The 22,105-nt window shown below is 45.4% G+C and carries 21 protein-coding genes and 1 pseudogene; 18 read left to right on the top strand and 4 right to left on the bottom strand.

Annotated elements, in window-relative coordinates; all coding sequences use genetic code 11:
* Window positions 1-208 precede the first annotated feature (208 nt).
* Window positions 209-1,060, top strand: a complete 852-nt coding sequence (locus NST34_RS18130) for a putative amidoligase domain-containing protein (RefSeq protein ID WP_341128480.1) — start codon at window positions 209-211, stop codon at window positions 1,058-1,060.
* A 114-nt stretch (window positions 1,061-1,174) separates the two neighbouring features.
* Here the strand turns inward: NST34_RS18130 and NST34_RS18125 are convergent, their stop codons facing one another.
* The gene (locus tag NST34_RS18125) at window positions 1,175-1,972 is read right to left on the bottom strand and encodes a GNAT family N-acetyltransferase (RefSeq protein WP_341128479.1); all 798 of its coding nucleotides are present in this window, start codon (window positions 1,970-1,972) and stop codon (window positions 1,175-1,177) included.
* Between the two features lie 275 nt (window positions 1,973-2,247).
* Here NST34_RS18125 and mutS point away from each other — a divergent pair, with 275 nt between their 5' ends.
* From mutS to glnA, 13 genes are all read left to right on the top strand, one after another.
* Complete coding sequence (mutS, locus tag NST34_RS18120) at window positions 2,248-5,001, top strand: DNA mismatch repair protein MutS (RefSeq protein ID WP_341128478.1); 2,754 nt, start codon at window positions 2,248-2,250, stop codon at window positions 4,999-5,001.
* Between the two features lie 32 nt (window positions 5,002-5,033).
* Window positions 5,034-7,019 carry a DNA mismatch repair endonuclease MutL gene (mutL, locus tag NST34_RS18115; protein ID WP_081393015.1) on the top strand — a complete coding sequence of 662 codons (1,986 nt, stop codon included), beginning with the start codon at window positions 5,034-5,036 and terminating at the stop codon, window positions 7,017-7,019.
* 42 nt (window positions 7,020-7,061) lie between these two features.
* The gene (locus NST34_RS18110) at window positions 7,062-7,841 is read left to right on the top strand and encodes a class I SAM-dependent methyltransferase (RefSeq protein ID WP_076283509.1); all 780 of its coding nucleotides are present in this window, start codon (window positions 7,062-7,064) and stop codon (window positions 7,839-7,841) included.
* Window positions 7,831-8,811, top strand: a complete 981-nt coding sequence (gene miaA / locus NST34_RS18105) for a tRNA (adenosine(37)-N6)-dimethylallyltransferase MiaA (RefSeq protein WP_076283510.1) — start codon at window positions 7,831-7,833, stop codon at window positions 8,809-8,811. The genes NST34_RS18110 and miaA overlap by 11 nt, the downstream gene beginning before the upstream one ends.
* Before the next feature lie 19 nt (window positions 8,812-8,830).
* Complete coding sequence (hfq, locus tag NST34_RS18100; protein WP_042128368.1) at window positions 8,831-9,070, top strand: RNA chaperone Hfq; 240 nt, start codon at window positions 8,831-8,833, stop codon at window positions 9,068-9,070.
* Window positions 9,071-9,209: 139 nt separating this feature from the next.
* On the top strand, window positions 9,210-11,780 hold the full coding sequence (locus NST34_RS18095) for a transglycosylase domain-containing protein (protein ID WP_341061011.1): 2,571 nt from the start codon (window positions 9,210-9,212) through the stop codon (window positions 11,778-11,780).
* A 210-nt stretch (window positions 11,781-11,990) separates the two neighbouring features.
* Window positions 11,991-12,545 (top strand): DUF402 domain-containing protein, encoded by a 555-nt coding sequence (locus NST34_RS18090; RefSeq protein WP_042128364.1) that lies wholly within the window; start codon window positions 11,991-11,993, stop codon window positions 12,543-12,545.
* A 4-nt stretch (window positions 12,546-12,549) separates the two neighbouring features.
* Window positions 12,550-13,206 carry a YdcF family protein gene (locus NST34_RS18085; RefSeq protein ID WP_076298771.1) on the top strand — a complete coding sequence of 219 codons (657 nt, stop codon included), beginning with the start codon at window positions 12,550-12,552 and terminating at the stop codon, window positions 13,204-13,206.
* Window positions 13,207-13,299: 93 nt separating this feature from the next.
* Window positions 13,300-14,265, top strand: coding sequence for an AAA family ATPase (locus NST34_RS18080; RefSeq protein ID WP_042188887.1), 966 nt, complete (start codon window positions 13,300-13,302; stop codon window positions 14,263-14,265).
* A 40-nt stretch (window positions 14,266-14,305) separates the two neighbouring features.
* Window positions 14,306-15,595, top strand: a complete 1,290-nt coding sequence (hflX, locus tag NST34_RS18075) for a GTPase HflX (RefSeq protein WP_042188885.1) — start codon at window positions 14,306-14,308, stop codon at window positions 15,593-15,595.
* Between the two features lie 133 nt (window positions 15,596-15,728).
* Window positions 15,729-16,982, top strand: a complete 1,254-nt coding sequence (locus tag NST34_RS18070; RefSeq protein ID WP_076283514.1) for a methionine gamma-lyase family protein — start codon at window positions 15,729-15,731, stop codon at window positions 16,980-16,982.
* A gap of 83 nt (window positions 16,983-17,065) precedes the next feature.
* Entirely contained in the window at window positions 17,066-17,476 is a 411-nt protein-coding gene (locus tag NST34_RS18065; RefSeq protein WP_042128355.1) for a MerR family transcriptional regulator, read from the top strand.
* Between the two features lie 33 nt (window positions 17,477-17,509).
* Window positions 17,510-18,838 (top strand): type I glutamate--ammonia ligase, encoded by a 1,329-nt coding sequence (glnA, locus tag NST34_RS18060; RefSeq protein ID WP_042128352.1) that lies wholly within the window; start codon window positions 17,510-17,512, stop codon window positions 18,836-18,838.
* Between the two features lie 117 nt (window positions 18,839-18,955).
* Here the strand turns inward: glnA and NST34_RS18055 are convergent.
* Window positions 18,956-19,210 (bottom strand): annotated as a pseudogene (locus NST34_RS18055) (tyrosine-type recombinase/integrase); the annotation flags it as partial.
* A gap of 270 nt (window positions 19,211-19,480) precedes the next feature.
* Between NST34_RS18055 and NST34_RS18050 the strand changes: the two are divergent.
* On the top strand, window positions 19,481-19,678 hold the full coding sequence (locus NST34_RS18050) for a hypothetical protein (protein ID WP_341128477.1): 198 nt from the start codon (window positions 19,481-19,483) through the stop codon (window positions 19,676-19,678).
* 61 nt (window positions 19,679-19,739) lie between these two features.
* On the opposite strand, the gene NST34_RS18045 is transcribed toward NST34_RS18050, so the two are convergent.
* Both NST34_RS18045 and NST34_RS18040 read right to left on the bottom strand, forming a co-directional pair.
* Window positions 19,740-19,949, bottom strand: coding sequence for a DUF2642 domain-containing protein (locus NST34_RS18045; RefSeq protein ID WP_341128476.1), 210 nt, complete (start codon window positions 19,947-19,949; stop codon window positions 19,740-19,742).
* 170 nt (window positions 19,950-20,119) lie between these two features.
* The gene (locus NST34_RS18040; protein ID WP_341128475.1) at window positions 20,120-20,281 is read right to left on the bottom strand and encodes a hypothetical protein; all 162 of its coding nucleotides are present in this window, start codon (window positions 20,279-20,281) and stop codon (window positions 20,120-20,122) included.
* Window positions 20,282-20,457: 176 nt separating this feature from the next.
* Between NST34_RS18040 and NST34_RS18035 the strand changes: the two genes are divergently transcribed.
* From NST34_RS18035 to NST34_RS18025, 3 genes are all read left to right on the top strand, one after another.
* Window positions 20,458-20,769, top strand: coding sequence for a hypothetical protein (locus tag NST34_RS18035; RefSeq protein ID WP_256716244.1), 312 nt, complete (start codon window positions 20,458-20,460; stop codon window positions 20,767-20,769).
* Window positions 20,770-21,231: 462 nt separating this feature from the next.
* Complete coding sequence (locus NST34_RS18030) at window positions 21,232-21,630, top strand: 2-oxoglutarate dehydrogenase E1 (RefSeq protein ID WP_341128474.1); 399 nt, start codon at window positions 21,232-21,234, stop codon at window positions 21,628-21,630.
* Window positions 21,627-22,058, top strand: coding sequence for a hypothetical protein (locus NST34_RS18025; protein ID WP_341128473.1), 432 nt, complete (start codon window positions 21,627-21,629; stop codon window positions 22,056-22,058). Before NST34_RS18030 ends, NST34_RS18025 begins: the two co-directional genes overlap by 4 nt.
* The last annotated feature ends 47 nt before the right edge of the window (window positions 22,059-22,105 follow it).

Raw genomic sequence — 22,105 nt, 5'->3', positions numbered from 1 at the left:
TGTGCGAATGGATAGAGTCGATAGCAGCGAATCAATGGGGGCTGCACCAGGAGTATGGCGTGGAGTAATGAAATTACTTCAGCGTATTGCTGTTCGGACTTTGTACAGCTTGGGGCTGGATAGCGGTGAGGTCCTGCTGAGGGCAATGGGGAACCGGAGGTATGTCGTGGAGGGAGTCACTCCACTACTACAGAGTTCCGGCAAATCATTGCCAGAGCCTTATCGTTCCGCAGCATTAGCGCTGGAACGGAGCCTTGCTCTGGAGCAGCCAGGCCGCAGCGGCCTGCTCATGGGCATGGACCCGGAGTTTATCATCCTCCGGGAGTCCACGGGCCGCGTCGTGCCTGCGTCGCGGTACCTGCCCACGGACGGCGTCGCAGGCTGCGACGCCGGACCTCCGGGAACGCGCGGCGCGTTCCCGGTCGCCGAGCTGCGCCCCCAGCCGCGCGGGGAACCACGCGCGCTGCTGGCGCAGCTGATGTCCGCCGCGGCTACGGCGGACCGGCTCATCGCCGACCGCACGCTGCGCTGGCGGGCGGGAGGTATGCCGCTGACGGGCTGGGCCCTCGGCGGCCATTTGCACTTCAGCGGCGTGACGCTGACGGCGCCGCTTTTGCGCGCGCTCGACAACTATCTCGCGCTGCCGATGCTTTTGCTTGAGGACGTCCGCGCGGGAGCGCGTCGTCCTCGTTACGGCGTGCTCGGCGATTTCCGGATTCAGCCGCATGGCGGCTTTGAGTACCGGACTTTGCCGAGCTTCCTGGTATCCCCGGTCATCGCTAAAGGCGCGGTCTATCTGGCTCACCTTATCGTGAGCCATTATGAAGACCTGACGCTACGCCCGCTCGACCGGGAAGACCTGCATATCGCCTACTACGGCGGCGATAAATCCCCGCTGCGCGACGCAGTACCCCTTCTGCTGGCGCAGCTACGCTCTCTAGGCGGCTACGAGAAGGCCGCCCAATACATAGAGCCTTTATTTCAGTATATCGCCTCTAAACGAACGTGGGATGAATCTCGCGATATCCGTGAGCTGTGGTGCAGCAAAGTTAAAGCTTGAGCTTATATTTCAAAATATTAGAAAGTATTAGTTTTTCACATATCCCTTATATCTAATATTTCTCGCATAAACGCTTACCGTCCTAATAAGGACGCCGAAGGCGTTTATGCTTGTCTACATGTACAAGATGCTCCAAGAGCCGATATCTTGAAATCCAAGTCGTTTGTATATGACCCCAGCATGAGGGTTGTCATAAAAGAGGCATAAAGATTTCCCTTCAGAGAGTAAGTCTGTGCATAGCTGTGCAACTACGCTTGTAGCTAATCCTTGCTCTCTGAATGCTTGATGAGTGGCAACCCCTACAATCATAGCTGACATGGAATTTTCCGCTGATGTTGAGGCCGTTGTAATCACCTGATCTTCACGTTTCATATAATACGTACGGCCAGTGCCAGTCGCCAATGTTTTACGTAGGCTAGTTCTCGATCCATCCCGACTGCTTTCAAACTCTTCTATTGTATCCGTAAGCGAACAAATCGCTTCCACATCCTGGATGGTTGCTTTATTCATGTTATCAACGGAAGAAGAGTACTGTTTAATTTTGGCATTCATTTCCTTTAGCTCAGCAAAGTACAATTGCTTTTCTTGTTTAAAGATAATTACTCCGTCAAAGGCTTTTACCACTTCGGTTACACCGGAAATCATATGAATATCGTTATCTTGTCGCATGATTGTAGCGAATCCTTCCACATCAAACGGCCCATCCGCGTAAGGAAGATAGCTTCTATAGAAACGTAATAGAACGGCTTTTATCCGACCATCAGATGGATCTATCTCTCCCCACAATGCCATAAAATCCTGTTCAAACCCGAAATTCTCTACATCTCCAATGATGAACAAATTAAGAGCAGGCTCTTTCTGTAGCAACGCCATTAGAAGTTCCCGATCATCCTCTGTAAGTCTTCGTATCATTTGATATTCTCCTTTTATTTTCTTATGATCTAACGCTCTGTGTTAAGATTTTACAATATTAAAATGCAGAAGAATACATCTCTTTCTAATGAACGATGGATGCTTGTAATATATACAAAAGGTACTACCCATTGAGCTTCAGGAATAGTGTCGGATTTCGTGATTTTTTGTCTGAGGATCGAGAAGAATGAACTTCTATGCGGTTGCAGGGTGACTTTGTACGCAAATTTTCTGTTATAATGGAGGACAGCAATAAATAGGCATGGAGGTTGACCATGGCACAATATACGCCGATGATTGAGCAATATTTAAAAGTGAAGGAAGGGGCAAAGGATGCCTTCCTATTTTTTAGACTGGGCGATTTCTATGAAATGTTCTTTGAAGATGCCATTTTGGCTTCCAAGGAGCTTGAAATTACGTTGACAGGTCGCGAAGGCGGGGGCGCAGAGAAGATCCCGATGTGTGGAGTACCTTATCACGCCGCCGAGGGTTATATTCAACGCCTGATTGAAAAAGGATATAAAGTCGCTATTTGTGAGCAATTAGAGGATGCTTCTGTCACAAAGGGAATGGTGAAACGGGATATCGTACGTGTCGTGACACCTGGAACAGTTATGGATGGAAAAATCATTGCCGACAAAAGCAACAATTATCTTGTTTGTGTAACCGAAAGTGATGGGATGATGGCATTAGCTGCATGTGATTTAACTACAGGTGAATTGTATGTTACTTCAGTGTTATCTGGTGCAGAGTGGCTGCGCGATGAGATTGGCATTTATGAACCGGCTGAGATCATCGGAGACCCGACGTTATTGGAGCTTTTACGTAGTGAAACGCCTCTGTTGGCGAAACCTGTTGTGTACACACCTTGGGAGAAACGTGAGGAGGAGCTGGCACGTCGACAATTCGGTGAAGCCGCATGGGTTCGTCTGGAGAAAGAACGTGGACAATGTCTAGCGCTGCTAATCTCCTATCTAAACGAGACGCAACGGCGTTCAATGGGACAACTTAGTCAAATTTCTCCTTATGAACCAGGTAATTATATGATTCTTGATCCGTTCACACGCCGAAATCTGGAGCTAACAGAGACGGTCCGAGAACGTTCTAAAAAAGGATCTCTTCTATGGCTACTAGACCGTACCGAAACATCCATGGGTGCGCGATTGTTACGTCGTAGAATAGATAAGCCGCTGTTGCAGCGCGCTCCGATCGAACGTCGCCTAGAAGCAGTTGATTATTTGTACAATCAGTTTATTGTTCGAGAGGACCTGCGTTTAGCGTTGAAGGAAATTTATGACTTAGAGCGGCTGGTAGGTCGTATTGCCTTTGGTAGTGCGAATGGTCGTGACATGAATGCCTTAAAGCTATCACTGGCACAAATCCCTGCTTTGAAGGAATTATGTATGACTTCGGGATCTGCAACCCTACGCGAGATCGGTGCTAGCATGGATGAATGTGCCGAGATACGGGAGGATATAGATCGAGCAATTGTTGAAGATGCGCCGGTGTCCGTGCGAGACGGAGGGATTATCCGTTCTGGTTATCATGCCAGGTTGGACGAGCTGCGGGAAGCTAGTAGTAATGGTAAACGTTGGATCGCCGAACTGGAAGCGAAAGAACGGCAAGCCACAGGCATCAAATCACTGAAGATCGGATATAACAAAATCTTCGGTTATTTCATAGAGATCACCAAATCCAATCTGGCTTCGTTGCCGGAAGGGCGTTATGAACGTAAGCAGACGCTTGCAAATGCAGAGCGATTTGTTACACCTGAGCTTAAAGAGAAAGAGGCACTGATTCTGGAAGCGCAAGATAAAATGACAGATTTGGAGTACAGCCTGTTTACTGAACTGCGTGATCGAATCAGCGGTCAAATTCCGCGACTGCAGAATCTTGCGGAAAAGGTAGCAGAGATTGATGTGTATCAATGTCTGGCAGCCGTCAGTGCCGAGCATCGCTTCGTAAAACCTGTCCTATCGGATGGGTACGATCTTCGACTTGAAGGTGGTCGTCATCCTGTCGTGGAGGCTGTGTTAAAGGACTCGGCTTTTATAGCAAACGGAAGTACGCTAAGTAAGGAAGACGGAAATATTCTTTTGATCACTGGTCCTAATATGGCTGGGAAAAGTACCTATATGCGGCAGGTTGCACTCATTTGTATTATGGCTCAAATTGGCTGTTTCGTTCCGGCCACCAGTGCAGAAGTTCCGCTAATTGATCGAATCTTTACTCGTATTGGGGCAGCTGATGATTTGATCGGAGGTCAGAGTACATTTATGGTAGAAATGGCCGACATACAGGTCATGACAGAAAAAGCAACAGTCCGGAGTTTAATTATCATTGATGAGCTTGGTAGAGGAACATCGACGAGTGAAGGCATGGCGATTGCACAAGCGGTAATTGAGTATGTGCACGATACCATTTCTTGCAAAGCTTTAGTTTCGACGCATTTTCATGAATTGGCTCACTTAGAAGAAAGTCTTAAAGGGCTTAAGAATTACTCTATGGCCGTACAGGAGAGCGGGGATAAAGTTAACTTCCTGCGTAAGCTTGTTCCGGGAGCGGCAGACAGTAGCTATGGGATTTATTGTGCACGCCTAGCAGGGCTTCCTGAAGGGATCATTGATCGTGCTTACGGTCTGCTTCAAAGTATCGAGCAGGCGGCTCATCCAGGTGGTTCCTCTATTCATTATGGGGGTGGACTAGAAAGTCAGGCCGCTGCAAAAGAGGTCGCAACTACATCTATCCAACAACCCGATAGTGTCATCGCAGAAACTTCGGGGATTCCTGCAGACTCCTATTCATCAATAGCAGATGAAGTAGTTCAACTGTCTATCTTTGGCGAGGAAGAACCACGTAAGAATCGGAAAGGTAGTGCAAATCAGTCGGCTGTAGTAACTGAAGTACAAGAGAATCCTGCGATAAAAGAATTCATCACTTCTGTGCGTAACGCAGATCTTATGAATATGACTCCGCTTCAGGCTATGAGTCTGCTGAACGACCTGAAGATGAAAGCAAAGGATCTTTAATTATTGATTGCCTAAATAAGAGGTGAATGAAATTGGCCAAAATTCATATATTGGACGAGCATATTGCCAACCAGATTGCTGCGGGTGAAGTTGTAGAGCGACCAGCTTCTGTTGTGAAGGAGCTGGTTGAGAATGCTATTGACGCAGGAAGCACAAGGATTGAGGTTTCGGTGGAGGAAGGTGGTTTACAGAGCATCCGAGTAAAAGATAACGGCTCGGGGATCGAGCCTGAGGATTGCGAGACCGCCTTTTATCGTCATGCCACAAGTAAAATCGCTAATGGGCGTGATCTATTCCAGATCACTAGCTTAGGGTTCCGTGGTGAGGCGCTCCCCAGTATTGCTGCGGTATCCAAAGTCTCTCTTCTAACGGCTACTGCCGATGACGGCAAAGGACGCCTGATTGATATTGAGGGTGGTAATTTAATTCGGAATGAAGATTCCCCTTCGGGCCGTGGGAGCGATCTAGCGGTGCGTGAATTATTTTTTAACACACCGGCACGGCTGAAATACATGAAGAGTATCCAGACGGAGCTTGGTCATATATCGGATGCCATGTATCGAATGGCGTTAGCCCATCCGGGAATCTCTTTTACCTTGCATCATAATGGCAATCAGCTGCTGCACACGCTTGGTAATGGTGATCTGCTGCAAGTGATCGCAGCGGTGTACGGAACCTCCGCAGCTAAGGCTATGTTGCCGATTGCGGCAGAGGACTTGGATTATCGTATTTCTGGTTATATAAGTCGTCCGGAATGGACACGCTCAAATCGAAACGCAGTGACTACCATTGTGGGAGGACGATATATTCGCAGCAATGGTCTGAACGCAGCGATCATGCGTGCTTATCATACTTTACTTCCGATTAACCGCTATCCACTGCTGGTGCTCGAACTGGACATGCATCCTTCACTTGTGGATGTCAATGTTCATCCAGCTAAGCTGGAGGTTCGGTTTAGTAAGGAGAATGAGCTTTACACGTTTGTTGAACAAGAAATTCGTAAAGTATTGTTAGGGCAAAGTTTGATACCGCGTCCGGGTAAAGAAACCATTGGGCCAAAGGGCAGCAGTTCATTTATACAGGAGCAGTTTGCTTTTTCTAAAGGGTCAGTTCCGGCACCCCCACCGTCTGAGTTGGGCAAGGATTCAGTTCCTCAGGGATCTGGTAGTTCCTTTAGTAGACAACAACCATCAAATGTTGAACAGAGCGCCAGTGAGTTCAGAAAAGAGGGGCAGATTGATACTCCGATGACCCGTGAAACGGCTCCATCCTACGGCTCAGGATACCAGTCTTCCTCTTCACAAGGACGTCAAAATAATGTGAGCAACAACTATGCTAATGGGTATCGCCCGCAAGAAGCTTCATCCCTGCAGAGGCAGATTCCTTCTGCCCAAGCGTTATGGGCACCGCCAGTCGATGAAGAACCTGGGCTTCCTGCCTTCCCGGAACTAAATTATATCGGACAGCATCATGGGACTTATATTATCGCTCAGAATGACGGCGGACTGTATCTCATTGATCAACATGCGGCTCACGAACGCATAAATTACGAGTTTTTTTATGAGAAGTTCGGTCGTCCTGAAGACGCTTCTCAGGATCTGCTTTTGCCAATTACGCTTGAGTTCACGCCTTCGGAAAGTCGTCAACTTAGTGAACGTTTACATTGGTTTCAGCAGGCTGGAGTGTACCTTGAACATTTTGGAGGACAAACTTTTCTGATTCGATCTTTGCCGTATTGGTTTCCTGAAGGCGAGGAGAAGGCGATCGTTGAAGAAATGGCGGAGTGGGTCTTGAGTGAACGATTGATTGACCTAGCAAAGCTACGAGAGAAATCGTCTATTCTATGCTCGTGTAAAGCCTCCATCAAAGCCAACCAGAAACTAACAGAACAGGAAGTCGAGGCCTTGTTGTCTCGTCTGGCAGCATGCAGACAGCCGTATACTTGTCCACATGGGCGTCCGATTGTGATTTCTTTTTCATCCTATGATTTAGAGAAATTGTTCAAACGGGTGATGTAATTGTACGATTAGAAATTTGTTGTAAGTATGACTGGAGGCAACATGATTATAACTACGGGTTATAGCCCGATAATGGATATTGTAGAGCGAGCTCAGAATCTCGCAGAAAGAACGGGCTGTAAATACGCTCCACGCGAGAAATTCTCTATACCCAAGATGGTGGAACACTATGGAGATGAGGATATACTAATTCTTTCTCAAGAAGCCGTTCGTTTACACCGATTAGGGATGGAGCCTATGGAGTTTCACCCAAGCATGGGTTTCGTTCGTGCGAAACGGATTCTAAAGGGTGATATAGAACCGATGCTTGTCGCTGCTCGAATGCTTCCCGGAGATAGCGTACTAGATTGCACAGCGGGTCTAGGTGCTGATTCGTTGCTATTTGCTGTGCATGGTGGTGAGTCCTCAGAGATTACCGCTCTGGAGAGCTCATTGCCGCTGTATGCACTGCTCTATGAAGGGATGCGGCATTATACCTCTGGGCAAGTAAGGGTTAATGAGGCCTTGCGTAGAATTAATGTCGTTCATAGTGAACATTTGGACTACTTACGTGCTCTACCGGATCGAAGTGTAGATATTGTGTACTTTGATCCTATGTTCCGAGTGCCGCTGACCGGTTCTGCTTCGATTTCCCCCTTGCGGCAGTTTGCTAATCGTGCAGCATTATCACTAGAGAGTGTAGCTGAGGCGGTAAGAGTGGCCCGTAAAACTGTTCTTTTGAAAGAGAAGGCTCTGAGCGGCGAATTTGAAAGGCTTGGCTTTACAGAGCTGCTCCGGAGCAACTCCAAAACATCGTACGGGGTGATACACATTGACAACTAAAGAGAGACATAAGGTTCTAGTCTTATTAGGACCAACAGCTGTAGGTAAAACCAGGTTAAGTTTGGAGCTTGCGGCTGCATATAACGCAGAGATTATTTCTGGAGATTCGATGCAGGTTTATCGTGGTATGGATATTGGTACAGCTAAGATTACTCCAGCTGAGATGATGGGAATTCCTCACCACCTAATCGACATTCATGATCCACAGGACCCATATTCTGCAGCTGAATTTCAGGAACAAGGTAGCAGACTTATCGAAGAGATAAGCAGTCGTGGGAAACTTCCATTTATTGTTGGGGGAACGGGTCTCTATATTGAGTCCTTATGTTACGGTTTTCAATTCTCTGAAGCTGTGGCTGACGAAGCTTTCCGTAAAGAACAGGATCAATTTGCAGAAGAACATGGAGCGCTTGCGCTGCATGCCAGACTTGAAGCCGTTGATCCGGTTAGTGCAGCGAAATTGCATCCGAATGACCGCCGTAGAATTATAAGGGCACTGGAAATTCATCACCAGACAAACACCACACTTTCCGCTTCTCATGCAGCTCAAAAGAAGGAGTCGCCCTATGACTTATGCCTTATCGGTTTGACAATGGACCGGAAAATACTATATAAACGTATTGAGGACCGAATTGATAGCATGCTTGCGGATGGTCTTGTTGCTGAGGTGAAGGGACTGCTGGAAAACGGCTACAGCAGAAGCCTTGTGTCCATGCAGGGACTGGGCTACAAGGAAATTGCCGCTTACCTCGCAGGGGAACTGACGCTTGAGGAAGCTGTGATACTGCTTAAACGCGATACTCGCCGATTCGCCAAAAGACAGTTGTCATGGTTTCGCCACATGAAGGAAATCGAGTGGATCGATGTCGAAGGTGAGCAAAACTTTTCTGAGAATTTCTCGAAAATACGTGCTATAATAGCAGGAAAGTTTCTCTCAGGTCTTGAATATACTTCTGAACAATATAATTGAACCATTGGGGGTACGTCATATGAACAAGTCCATTAACATCCAAGATACATTCTTGAACCAACTACGCAAAGAAAATATCCCTGCTACAGTATATTTGACCAACGGCTTTCAAATCCGGGGAATTATTAAAGCATTCGACAATTTTACAATTGTTATTGACAGTGATGGACGCCAGCAAATGGTGTATAAGCACGCGATTTCCACTTTTACACCACAGCGCAGTGTGTCACTTATGCAGGACAATAGTAACGAAGAATAACATTAACAAAATTGAAGTGAAACCTTTCTTGTTAATAAATCGTTTGAATAGAGTGTGAGAGAGCAACCTGAGAAGGTTGTTCTTTTCATTCAGAGAAGTCCATACATGATTTATTCAAGGAAGGGAGTCAGGAGGCATCATGTCTAGAGATGATACATCAAGGACGAACAACAATAGAAATAGAGGATCGTCCAGTTCCAATTCAAAACCAAAACCGAAAAGTAAGAAGAAAAAGAAGTTTTTGACTAAAAAGCGTGTGCTGTGGAGCTTGTTCTTTGCTACAGCGTTGGCCATTTTCTGTGCGCTTGGCGGTTATCTGTTCATTATGCTGAATGGGCAAAAACTTCTCCTAGAGAACCAAGACAAACTGACCGTAAATGAAACTACAAAAGTATATGACCGCAATGCTAATTTAATCGGCGAATTATCGCTTGAGAAAAGCGATCCTGTAGAGTATGAGAAGATTCCACCGTTATTGATCAATGCCTTTGTGGCCACAGAAGATAAACGCTTCTTTGAGCATTCTGGTGTGGATTTATGGTCAATCGGCCGGGCAGCGGTAAAAGATATTGCTGCACGCAGCATGGTAGAAGGTGGTAGTACCATTACTCAGCAGCTGGCCAAAAACATCTTTTTGACACGGGATAAAACATTTTTCCGTAAAGCGACTGAGGTATCCATTGCTGTAGCATTGGAGAACCAGAAATCTAAAGAAGAGATCATTACGATGTACCTGAACCGAATAAACTTTGGTGGTACGATCTACGGAATTAAAGCAGCATCTGAAAGATATTTTGGTAAGAGTGATCTGAATGATCTGAAAGTTTGGGAAATTGCGACACTGGCTGCGATGCCTAAGGGACCGTCTCGTTACAACCCTCTGCGTAACCCGGATCTTTCAAAGGAACGTCGTGCAGTAGTACTTCAGCTCATGTACGAACAAGGTTATATTACGGAGCAAGAGAGAGACGAAGCACAAGCCGTGGATTATAATTATAAGCCACCTGAAAAGAAACAGCGTTATCAAGCTTTTATTGACTTCGCAGTGGAAGAAGCAGAAGAGAAGTTTGGACTATCCGAAGATGATCTGAATATTGGTGGTTACAAGATATACACCACGATGGATAAGCACGCTCAAGAAACCGTAGAAGATGCTTTTGCAGACAGTGATAACTTCGAGAAGAGTGTAGACGACGAACTGGTACAAGGTTCTATGACCATCGTGAATCAAGAGAATGGCGGCATTGTCGCACTTCTAGGTGGACGGAATTATGAGAAAAAAGGCTACAGCCGTGTAAATGGCAGCCGACGTTCTCCTGGTTCAGCCTTTAAACCAATCGTTGCTTATGCTCCAGCACTGGAAACTGGAAAGTACGACAAGTATTCTACGTTAAGCAACGAGAAGCAGTGTTTTTCCAACTATTGCCCAACTAACCTTCACGGATATTCCAAGAGTATTAGTATGAGTGATGCTATACAGAAATCAGAGAATATTCCTTCGGTCTGGTTGCTTAATGAAATTGGAGTGAATACCGGATTTAAGTTTGCCAAGAAATTGGGGATTGGACTGGAAGACGAGGACAAGAACCTCTCACTGGCTCTCGGAGGTATGAGCAAAGGAACGAATACACTGGAAATGGCACAAGCTTACAGTGCTTTTGCAAATGGCGGTGAACTTCGAGAATCTTATTCCATTAAATCGATCACTGATAGTAGTGGAGAGACCGTCTTCAAGGCTAATACAACGCCTGAGCGTGTTATGAGTAAGCAAACGGCTTATCAAATGACCGAGATGATGCAAAAGGTTGTAGAGAGTGGTACGGGTAGAAAAGCAAGGATTGATCGTCCAGTTGCTGGTAAGACCGGTACGACTCAAAGTGGATATTCTGGAATCAGCTCGAACCGTGATGTTTGGTTTGTGGGATATACACCTGAATGGACAGCTGCTGTGTGGATGGGTTATGACAAGCCAAGCAAGAAACATCTGCTTAAGAATAGCAGTGGGCTTGCCGCAGCATTCTGGGGTAAAGTGATGGAGGAAGCGTTAAGGGATGTTCCTAAGAAGTCCTTCCCACAGCTAGATAATGAAATCGCTCCTGCACCTACAGAAACACCTGAACCAGCTAAGAATGTTAGTGGACTTACTGCAGCTTATGATCCATCTACGATGACAGTAAATCTGGGCTGGCAGGCAGTTCCTGTTGCGGGTGTAGAATATCGTATTTATCGTAGAGAGACATCCGAGGCTGATTTCGGTTTACTGTTAAATACGGTCACGACTAGTGCAGGAGACTTTAGTGCAATGCCTGGTCTGGTTTACGAGTATTATGTTACTTCCTACGATCCTGCAACCCAAGTAGAAAGTGAACCATCGAATGTGGTTACTGTCTCTGTGCAGGATGAGATGCCAACGCCTGAACCAACCATTGACCCTAATCTCCCGACACCAACCCCTGAGAATGGTGGAGACAATGGCTGGGATAATGGCAACGGTGGAAATAATGGTGGTGGCAACGATGGAAGCGGAAATAATGGTGGAACAGGAACTTTGCCAGAATTCACTACGCCTCCACCGTCAGCAACACCGATACCTACCGCTCCACCAGATGTACCTTCTGGAGGCGGAAGTTCGGGGAATGACAGTGGTAATGCAACACAAAGCCCTGATCAAGAGGCTAGCAATGTGAATGGTGATTCTTCTGTTCAATAGTGATGCTTTGAATTTATGAAGTTAGCTTTTCTTTTCCTGAGGCTGTCTCAAAAGTAGTGAATGCTACTTATGGGACAGCTTCTTTCTTTTATAACTCCATATTTTTCTAATCGAATCTGTGATAAAAATTTGCTGTATTTTGCGGGATGTTTTGAGTGTATCCTCTAAATGTGGTAAGCTGAAGAAACCATACTGGAGAGGGTAATTTCTATGAAACGTAAATTCGGAGACCGGGCCAACTGGCGCCGGATTACGCGTCGCCATTTTGCCTGCCGCTATGTGGAGAGCCGGGAATTCAGCGGATATATTACGCTTTATACCATCTACGGGCTGAAAGAACCACTGTGGAAGAGCTATGGACGGCATACATATCGTATTGCGGATAAAGGTTATTCCTGGCTGCAATATTTCCCCAAAGACAGTCACTATATTGTGACGGCTATGTTTGACGAACGGCAAAATATCATTCAATGGTACATAGACACCTGCAAGGTGCAGGGCGTCACAGACCAAGGCGTTCCATGGTTTGATGATTTGTATCTGGATGTGGTTGTGCTTTGGAATGGCGAGGTTTTCTTGCTTGATGAGGATGAATTAGAGGAAGCGCTGGAGAGGGAAGATATTTCCGAGAGTGATTATAAACTCGCCTGGGAGACAGCCAATACTATTTTACGCGGCATCGATGCTCATGCTTTCCCTTATTTCTCACTATCTTTGAAGCATCGTGCCGAATTATTTCATCATGGAGAATTCAGGAGGAAATAAAGAAATGGAATGGTACGTCTACGGAAGAGGGTCTTCCCCGATTCGGATTGTTTCCAAAAAACGCAGATTCTGGACGAAACGAACGTTGCTTATCGCTTTATCGATTATTGTGATTGCTGGATTGTTGTGGTGTGCTTATGCGTTAAACAATATTAATAAAGCTGCCACGACAGATCCTATGCAAAAGGCTGATGTTGGGATCATTCTTGGCATGTCGATGTGGGGGGATGAGCCTAGCCCAGGACTTAAGGAACGGCTGGATTACGGACTGAAGCTTTATCAAGAAGGGATGTTCCCACATCTTATTGTATCTGGTGGTTTAGATAAACCTGATTTACAATACACAGAAGCTCAAGGAATGCGTAATTATTTGGTTGCTAAAGGAGTGCCAGATAGCGCCATTTACGTAGAGAATGAAGCTACCAGCACTTACGAGAATCTTTTGTTTAGTAAAGAGATTATGGCGCGTGAAGGTTTGTCTTCAGCAATAATCATTACGCATACTTACCATGGGTGGCGGGCTCATGAAATTGCTGACGAGCTTGCATATGTGAATCCTGAGCTGGGACTTACAGAATCCACCGTTCTATCGATGACAAGACATAAAACACGTGAGATTCTAGCCTATACGAAATGGAAGCTTCAGCAGCTATTCCTGTGATTTGTCCAAAAAATCCCGAATCTTCTAATAACACTTCATTTACTGGAATAGACTTGATTAGAGAAGTCAGCCCTGGATAATGAGGTGATACCGATGAGCGGACGCGTAGCAGCGGCCAGTGGACGGGAGGAAGAAAGACCGTCTCGACAAATCAATATTGTATTGCGGAGTCAAGAGCCTCCGGCTATAACTAACCCTTCTGGAGAGAGTCGGCCGGTACCTCCAAAAAATCACGGCCACACTAGCCTGTTCCAAGAGTTAACGCAAGAATTGGAAGGTTTAGTGGGTCTGGACAATATCAAAGAGCTAGTCTTTGAAATCTACGCCTTGTTACAGATTGCTCAAATGCGAACTGAGGCAGGACTTGCAAGCGGTGGGCAAGCTTATCACATGGTTTTTAAAGGGAATCCCGGAACTGGCAAGACAACCGTGGCTAGAATCGTGGCTAAGCTGTTCCAGCGTATGGGTGTACTGACCAAAGGACATCTCATTGAGGTGGAGAGAGCCGACCTTGTAGGAGAATACATCGGTCATACTGCACAGAAGACTCGCGATCTGGTAAAAAAGGCTTTGGGCGGTATTTTGTTTATCGATGAGGCTTATAGCCTTGCTCGCGGTGGAGAAAAGGATTTTGGAAAAGAAGCGATTGATACGCTCGTCAAGGCCATGGAGGATCATCGCAGTCAATTTATACTTATCTTAGCGGGGTACTCTGGAGAGATGGAGTATTTTTTGATGAGCAATCCCGGATTGCCTTCACGGTTTCCGATACAGGTGGAATTTCCTGATTATACGATCGATCAACTGCTGCAAATTGCTGAACTCATGGCAAAAGATCGCGACTATATTTTGATGCCACAGGCGATACTCAAGTTAAAGCAGCATTTGTTAGTAGAGAAGACGGAGAGTCTTCATGCTTTCAGTAATGCGCGGTATGTTCGCAACGCCATTGAGAAAGCTGTTCGGGGTCAGGCTGTAAGACTGTTAAACCAGTATGAAAGTACCAGCCCAGGCAAGCAGGAATTAATGACGCTTCGAACTGAGGATTTCAAATTATGAATTACAGGATACTATCACCGTCATAAGGAGCATGACATACATGGCAATAACAACGCATGATACGGAAACAGATGTACAAGATCGAGCGATATTGGTAAGTCTCGTCACAGATAAAATTAAAAGAACCGGAATTGATCCAGAGCTTTCATTACAGGAATTAGTGCAATTAGCCGAAACCGCTGGTGTTGAAGTTCTGGATGTGCTGCGTCAAAACAAGGAAACGCCTGATTCTAGATGGTTTATTGGTAAAGGTAAAGTAGAAGAGCTACGGATGGCTGCTGATGCTCTCGGGGCTAATACAGCTATCTTTGATCAAGAATTGTCCGGAGCCCAAGTACGGAACCTTGAGGAGGCTCTCGATCTTAAGATTATTGACCGGACGCAGCTTATTCTGGATATTTTTGCGGGGCGTGCGAAGACGCGAGAAGGAATTATTCAGGTAGAACTGGCACAATTGTCCTATCTGTTACCCCGGCTTTCCGGCCAAGGGAAGAACTTATCTAGACTAGGTGGAGGAATTGGTACCAGAGGTCCGGGTGAAAGTAAGCTGGAAACCGATCGCCGACATATTCGTGATCGGATTACGGAGCTGAAACGCCAGCTGGATGAGGTTGTTAAGACTCGTGAGCTACATCGGGAGCGTCGCCGCAAGGCGGGAGCGGTGCAAGTCGCACTTGTTGGGTATACGAATGCAGGGAAATCAACGCTGCTTAAGCAACTAACCGATGCGGATGTCTATATTGAAAACCAGTTGTTTGCCACACTGGACCCTACTTCACGTGTGCTTGAGCTAGCAGGTGGAAAAGAGGTCGTGCTTACGGATACTGTAGGCTTCATTCAGAATCTTCCGCATGATCTTGTCGCATCTTTCCGTGCAACGCTGGAGGAAGTGAATGAGGCTAATTTGGTGCTACATGTGGTGGATGCCTCTTCACCAATGCGTGAGGAGCAGATGGAGATTGTCCAATCCATCTTGCAGGATCTTGGTGCATCTGGTACACCGCAAATCGTACTTTTTAATAAAATTGATCTATGTCAGCCTGAGCAACTGGAAATGTTGCCTACAGGTACAGGGTACTTGAAGATCAGTGCATTTAATCCTGAAGATTTAACACGGATTACCGAAATGATCGCCGATGAACTGGCTGGCGACACACTCAACTTCCGCATTCCCGGAGACCGAGGTGACATTTCTTCCTTGCTCTACAGGGTGGGAGAGGTTCTGGAAACGACATATGATGAGAACGATGTGCTCTATAACGTTCGTCTTAATAAAGAGGATTATGACAAATGGGGTTACATGCTTGCTGATTTTGTGGACCAGCAGTAATCTTGTCAGTCATTCCTAAGGTGGAAATGCTTCGTTTATAGGTATAAAATAATAGCTAATCTAGAAAGCGTCAGTTTACTGCCGCTTTCTGTCATTATGATGGCAAGTAAATGTAAGGAGCGAATAAGAACGAATGGTAGTTTTTGCAGAGGATATTTTGAGCGCGGCAGAGGCCGCAGAAGTTGAAATAGAAGGCGCTGTCAAAGCCCTTGATCGTATTGTAGATAAGAATCAGTGGAAGGTTATAGAAGCGTTCCAGCGTCATCAAGTCAGTGATTTTCACTTTGCCGGTTCAACGGGGTATGCGTATAATGACCGTGGCCGTGAAGTGTTGGATCTTGTCTATGCTGACGTTTTTGGTGCGGAATCTGCACTGGTACGCCCGCATTTCGCTTCAGGAACACACACCATATCAACAGCTCTATTTGGTGTACTGCGTCCAGGAGATGAGCTGCTATACATCACAGGACGTCCGTACGATACCTTACATAAGGTAATTGGTCACACAGGGGATGGGACAGGTTCTCTCGCAGATTTCGGAATTACTTACCGGGAGGTTGCTCTTACTGCAGATGGCAAGATCGATTGGGATGAGGTAGCTCTCGCTATTAACGAAAATACTAAAGTGATTGGAATCCAAAGGTCACGCGGATATGATTGGCGTGCTTCTTTCACAGTGGCTGAAATTGGTGAAATGACTTCGAGGGTAAAGGTGTTGAAACCGGAAGTGATTGTCTTCGTAGACAATTGTTATGGTGAGTTTACCGAAGAGCTTGAGCCTCCACAGGTTGGTGTGGATCTAGTAGCAGGATCGTTAATTAAGAATCCGGGTGGGGGTATTGCTGAGACAGGCGGTTATATTTGTGGCCGACAGGATCTTGTGGAATTGGCAGCTTATCGATTAACCGCTCCTGGCATAGGTGGTGAAGTAGGGGCTATGTTAGGAACAACACGTGGGCTTTACCAAGGGTTGTTTATGGCTCCACACACGGTCGGACAAGCTTTAAAAGGGAGTATTTTTGCTGCATCCGTATTTCAGCGTTGCGGGTTTGAGACAAAGCCAGCGTGGAACGAGCCTCGTACAGATTTGATTCAGGCGGTTTCCTTTGATGGACCAGAACACTTAATTGCCTTTGTTCAGGGCATACAACGCGCTGCAGCTGTGGACAGCCATGTGGTACCAGAGCCTTGGGATATGCCAGGTTATGAACATCCTGTTATTATGGCTGCAGGCACGTTTATACAAGGTGGAAGCTTGGAGTTATCTGCAGATGCGCCTATACGTGCTCCTTATATTGGCTATATGCAAGGCGGGTTAACCTATTCACATGTTAAATATGGCGTTTTGATGGCACTTCAAAGTATGCGTGAAAGAAAATTGCTGTAAGAATATCTCACATACCATTGACACGCTGTATTAGGAAATGTACAATGAGATCAGAAAAAGATCATTGGAAGGTTGGATGAGTCATGGGTGATGAAATCCGCAGAAATATGGCACTATTTCCTATTGGAATTGTAATGAAGCTGACTGATTTGTCCGCGAGACAAATTCGTTATTATGAGCAGCACAGTCTGATCGTACCAGCACGTACGTCGGGGAATCAGCGTTTGTTCTCTTTTAATGATGTTGAGCGCCTATTAGAAATTAAAGCTCTGATCGAGAAGGGTGTTAATATTGCTGGCATTAAGCAAGTAATGAATCCTGTCTCTAAGGAATCCGAGGAAGCTACTGTTATTACCCCTGATACAGAGGTTAGACGTAGAGAGTTATCCGATTCCCAGCTTCACCGAATGCTGAAGCAAGAACTAGTTTCCGGTAAAAGACCGGGACAAGTGTCTCTGATTCAAGGTGAGTTATCCCGGTTTTTTAATAAATAATAATATATAGAAGTTCGAAAGGGAGAGGATCACATGAGCTTTTCTAAAGAGGATATTTTACGCATTGCCAAGGAAGAGAATGTTCGTTTTATTCGTCTGCAATTTACGGATCTATTAGGTACTATCAAGAATGTAGAGATTCCAGTTAGCCAATTGGAAAAAGCGCTTGATAATAAAATGATGTTTGATGGTTCTTCCATCGAAGGTTATGTACGGATTGAAGAATCTGATATGTATCTCTTCCCTGACCTAGATACATGGGTAATCTTCCCTTGGGTGACAGATAGTCGTGTAGCTCGTCTGATTTGTGACGTCTACATGCCAGATGGTACACCTTTTGCTGGAGACCCGCGTGGTATCCTCAAACGTTGTCTGAAGGAAGCAGAAGAAATGGGTTTCACAGCTATGAACGTTGGACCAGAACCTGAATTCTTCCTATTCAAGACAGACGAAAGAGGCAATCCTACTACGGAATTGAACGACCAAGGTGGATACTTTGACTTAGCGCCAACGGATTTAGGGGAAAACTGTCGTCGTGAAATCGTACTGACCCTTGAAGAAATGGGCTTTGAAATCGAAGCTTCCCACCATGAAGTAGCTTCGGGCCAGCATGAAATTGACTTTAAATATGCTGACGCGATTACTGCTGCTGACCAAATTCAAACCTTTAAGCTCGTCGTGAAAACGGTAGCCCGTCAACACGGCCTGCATGCAACTTTTATGCCTAAACCATTGTTCGGTATCAACGGATCTGGTATGCACGCTCACCAATCCTTGTTTAAAGGCAAAGAAAACATGTTCTACGACGAAAGCGACAAGCTGGGTCTGAGCAAAACTGCACGTTACTACATGGCTGGTATTTTGAAGCACGCTCGTGCTTTTGCAGCGATTACTAACCCAACAGTGAACTCATACAAACGCCTTGTTCCTGGTTATGAAGCACCTTGCTACGTAGCTTGGTCTGCAAGTAACCGTAGCCCAATGATTCGTATTCCGGCTTCTAGAGGTCTTAGCACACGTGTTGAGGTTCGTAACCCGGACCCAGCAGCTAACCCTTACCTCGCACTTGCTGTTATGTTGAAAGCAGGTCTTGACGGAATTAAACGTAAGCTTGATCTTCCAGCTCCGATTGATCGTAACATCTATGTGATGTCTGAAGAAGAGCGTATCGAAGAAGGCATTCCAAGCTTGCCATCCGATTTGAAAGAAGCACTTAGCGAAATGATCCGCAGTCATGTTATTACCGAAGCTCTCGGCGAACATGCTTTGGCTCACTTCTACGAGCTAAAAGAAATCGAATGGGATATCTACCGCACGCAAGTGCATGAGTGGGAAAGAGCGCAATACATGACTCTTTACTAGAACGTTCAAACCCTTGACGCCTTTGGCGTTGAGGGTTTTTTTGTGTGTGGGCGTGGGAGCAGTAAGGGACCTCTGTAATGACGGTGCCCACAAAATGCCCACAAATAATCAGGGGTGCTATTCGAGGATAGATCTCATGTGGGCTTCGTACTTTTCTATACTAATTTCTTCAATCTTCTTGGAAATGTGAGAATATACATCAGATGTAATTGTAATACTGCCGTGTCCGAGTCGCTCCTGAACATACTTCATATCGTTACCAGCCTCAAGTAAAAGGACAGCATGAGTGTGACGAAGAGAATGGATCGGCATCGCTGGGAGACCAATACGTTTTAAAATTCGCGAAAAAGAATTGAATAGAGAGGATTTCGGCTAACCCGTGACGAAGCCGCGGCATGTATTAAGCCACTTTATATCACAGGTGGACCCGGATGGCGTCCGGAACGTCCGAAAGACTGGGCAATTCCACCGAAATATCGATGTGCGGAACTTAAAGTTCATGTGGAAGCTACAGAACAACCTATTGCTTATCTTCATGTGCGAAACGCAATACCACCCGTAAGAAGGTGAAGAAGGAAGTATCTCCTTTGAAGCAAAAGATATTCGCTGAACACAAACCAGGAAAGAGTATGGTAGATAGAGGTGAATTTCCGCGAGATTAGATTACTTGAGTCGTTTGAGACTAACGATCTAAAGATCTTCACTGCAATGTTTACTGGTGCTCTTAATGGCTATGCTGCACAGGGGTCTTATCATCCAAATGATCGATTTGAAGATTATAATATTCATATAACAACGAAGTTATTGCATTATTGGTTATCAGGAATGCTGAACAGTTAGCTACAAGAGGCAAATAGATATGAAAAAAGAGCTGTTTTCACAGCCCCTCTGGAATAGAAAATTACTCAGGCATGATCCAAACAATCTCACATATCCGGACAAAGAACTTTCTACCTCTAGTATCTAACACAACATGGTCTGGTTTGACATCAACTACACATCCGCTGACTCCACCACGAGTAGTTTCTAACACAACTTGTTTTCCAATAACAGATTTTAAGGTTTCTACAACATATGGATCAACAGGGTATACCACGATGGGTTGTGGCATTTGGTGCATTTGATGCATTGAATTCATTTGGTTCATTGGATAGTTCAACATATTACCTCCCAATTGGTTATACGTCATCCTATGCTGATGCCTAGCCAATGTATTGGGCAGTAACCCATTTTCAAAATAAGGGTAAGCCATTAATCGGGGATAGCCCCAGTAGCGGAACCTTATTTATCTTTAGGAGTTTTGGGTTTACCTGTCTGAGGCAAGGCAACACCAAAAACAATTCCCAAACCAATACCTAATGCAATGTTGTGGAATGCAAATCCAAAAGCAACAGCAGAGCATATTCCTAGACACAAGCCGTAAAACTTTTTATTTTTATCCATATGTAACACTCCGATTTCAATTATTTAACAATTGTACATGGCTTATCAAAATAAGTTTCGTTAGTCCCAGGGAGGGAAAAGACATGGAAACATTGGATAAATACCGTTGTGAGTGCGGCAGGAAATACGCTGACGGATGAATAAGCTGCAGATTCTGTTCTGTATCGACTACAACCTTGAAATTATCGCTGATTTTGAACGGGATATACAAGGAGCTGAAAAGCAACTGCTTCAATGCAGGCGAGATTATAACACTCGGAGCACAGATCCGGGCTGGTGAAATGATTGAGTGGCTTGAGAAATCCGGACTGATACCGGAAGACAAAGTAATCATGCATTCATGCTACGAAGCTCGGAAGGAAAAATACAAGGATAAGGTTTGGACGGTGAAGTGGGAACCGTGGGACTTGTGCGGATCAGAGGTAGTGCTGCTGGAAGGTTTTAATGGCGGGTTTGCCACTGAATATCTAAAGAAGGTAGAGGGTTAACCACCCTCTCCCATATAAAGGAGAGGACAAATAACCAGTATGTATTGAAAGAACAATTATGCAAACAAGTTGCTCAGCGCCAGGGGTTGGACAAATGCGGAGACTATAATCGGGGGATGCTTGGTGACCTTAAACGATCGATGACGAGATAAATTAAACCCAACCAAGGTATGAAAATTGTCAGTATGACAGCAATAACAATCTTCCATATTTCGGATTTCTTTTTCCACATAACTCTAGCAACTAAAATTGGAACAAGTATACGTAGTGCATATATTCCAATACCAATGAGTATATATTCCATTTCAAATTCTCCTTATGTATTATTTATTCTCTTTATACTATCGGTTGGAAAAAAACATTATTAACATTTCTTTAATTTATTTGAAAACACGATGAAGAAATGAGGCAAAGCCATGAATTCAACCATCATTCAGCCGTGCGCAACACTGATAGCTCTCAATGAGAAGAAGTTTGAAACGCGCGCCCACAAAGCACAGAGGACCACTCGCTATCCATGCAGGGAAGAAGATTGATAAAGAAGCCTGCGAGGTGCCAGAGATTAAAGCAGCGTTGATTCGGAACGGTTATACAGTGGACAACTTACCGACTGGGGCTTTGGTAGCTATTTCAGAGTTGATAGATTGCTTCAGAATCCGGCGAGATGTGCTGGGCGGAGTGATTGCCTTAGAATCAGACACTCGAAAAACTCACTTCAATACTCTTGATAAAGAGTATTCCTTCGGATGGTTTGATCAAGGACGCTATGCTTGGGAATTGGCAGACATTAAGCAACTGCTGGCTCCGATTCCAGCCAAAGGGCAACAACAGATTTGGAACTGGGAAGGAGTGCAGTTATGAGTGAATCAGGGAAAATTCCCTTATCCAGCATGACACCAGAACGGATAGAAGAGATAAAGAGAAATTTTAAAGCAGGTTCTCCATGGTGGTTCATGATTGAAAAGGTAGACATTGCGTATTTAATTCACTCACTAGAAGAGTCACAACAACAGAACGCGCGTTGGAAAGAAGCTGTAAACGGGTTGATGATGGCTGGCACAGATGTTCAGAGGGATTTAGCAGAGGTACAGCAGACCATAGCCCGGCAACAGGCGGAGCTGGAAGAATATCAAGGGCAAATGAAAATCCTGACCGAGTGGGCGTACGCAGAGGAAATGAATGTTTCTGATTTGATTTCTGAGCGAAATGATCTACAGGAAGCACTTGAAAAGATTAAATCCGCGGCGCCAAATCTTTTTTATCACATGGCTTCGGATGCTCTGAAGTGAAATAAGGAAGGGAGCAACAAGTCATGACACAGGTAAAGGATAAGACA

The sequence above is a fragment of the Paenibacillus sp. FSL H7-0714 genome, assembly GCF_038003765.1.
Classification (GTDB): Bacteria; Bacillota; Bacilli; order Paenibacillales; family Paenibacillaceae; genus Paenibacillus_AQ.
This window is presented reverse-complemented; position numbering and strand designations above follow the sequence as displayed.

Bases quoted from the DNA above. Each gene is read 5' to 3' on its own strand.
- NST34_RS18030 (WP_341128474.1), top strand. From the start codon at position 21,232: ATGAGAAGAAGTTTGAAACGCGCGCCCACAAAGCACAGAGGACCACTC.
- hflX (WP_042188885.1), top strand. From the start codon at position 14,306: ATGGCAATAACAACGCATGATACGGAAACAGATGTACAAGATCGAGCG.
- NST34_RS18095 (WP_341061011.1), top strand. From the start codon at position 9,210: ATGTCTAGAGATGATACATCAAGGACGAACAACAATAGAAATAGAGGA.
- hfq (WP_042128368.1), top strand. From the start codon at position 8,831: ATGAACAAGTCCATTAACATCCAAGATACATTCTTGAACCAACTACGC.
- glnA (WP_042128352.1), top strand. From the start codon at position 17,510: ATGAGCTTTTCTAAAGAGGATATTTTACGCATTGCCAAGGAAGAGAAT.
- NST34_RS18040 (WP_341128475.1), bottom strand. From the start codon at position 20,281: ATGGATAAAAATAAAAAGTTTTACGGCTTGTGTCTAGGAATATGCTCT.
- NST34_RS18070 (WP_076283514.1), top strand. From the start codon at position 15,729: ATGGTAGTTTTTGCAGAGGATATTTTGAGCGCGGCAGAGGCCGCAGAA.
- NST34_RS18080 (WP_042188887.1), top strand. From the start codon at position 13,300: ATGAGCGGACGCGTAGCAGCGGCCAGTGGACGGGAGGAAGAAAGACCG.
- NST34_RS18085 (WP_076298771.1), top strand. From the start codon at position 12,550: ATGGAATGGTACGTCTACGGAAGAGGGTCTTCCCCGATTCGGATTGTT.
- NST34_RS18090 (WP_042128364.1), top strand. From the start codon at position 11,991: ATGAAACGTAAATTCGGAGACCGGGCCAACTGGCGCCGGATTACGCGT.
- NST34_RS18025 (WP_341128473.1), top strand. From the start codon at position 21,627: ATGAGTGAATCAGGGAAAATTCCCTTATCCAGCATGACACCAGAACGG.
- NST34_RS18125 (WP_341128479.1), bottom strand. From the start codon at position 1,972: ATGATACGAAGACTTACAGAGGATGATCGGGAACTTCTAATGGCGTTG.
- NST34_RS18065 (WP_042128355.1), top strand. From the start codon at position 17,066: ATGGGTGATGAAATCCGCAGAAATATGGCACTATTTCCTATTGGAATT.
- mutS (WP_341128478.1), top strand. From the start codon at position 2,248: ATGGCACAATATACGCCGATGATTGAGCAATATTTAAAAGTGAAGGAA.
- NST34_RS18045 (WP_341128476.1), bottom strand. From the start codon at position 19,949: ATGCCACAACCCATCGTGGTATACCCTGTTGATCCATATGTTGTAGAA.
- NST34_RS18110 (WP_076283509.1), top strand. From the start codon at position 7,062: ATGATTATAACTACGGGTTATAGCCCGATAATGGATATTGTAGAGCGA.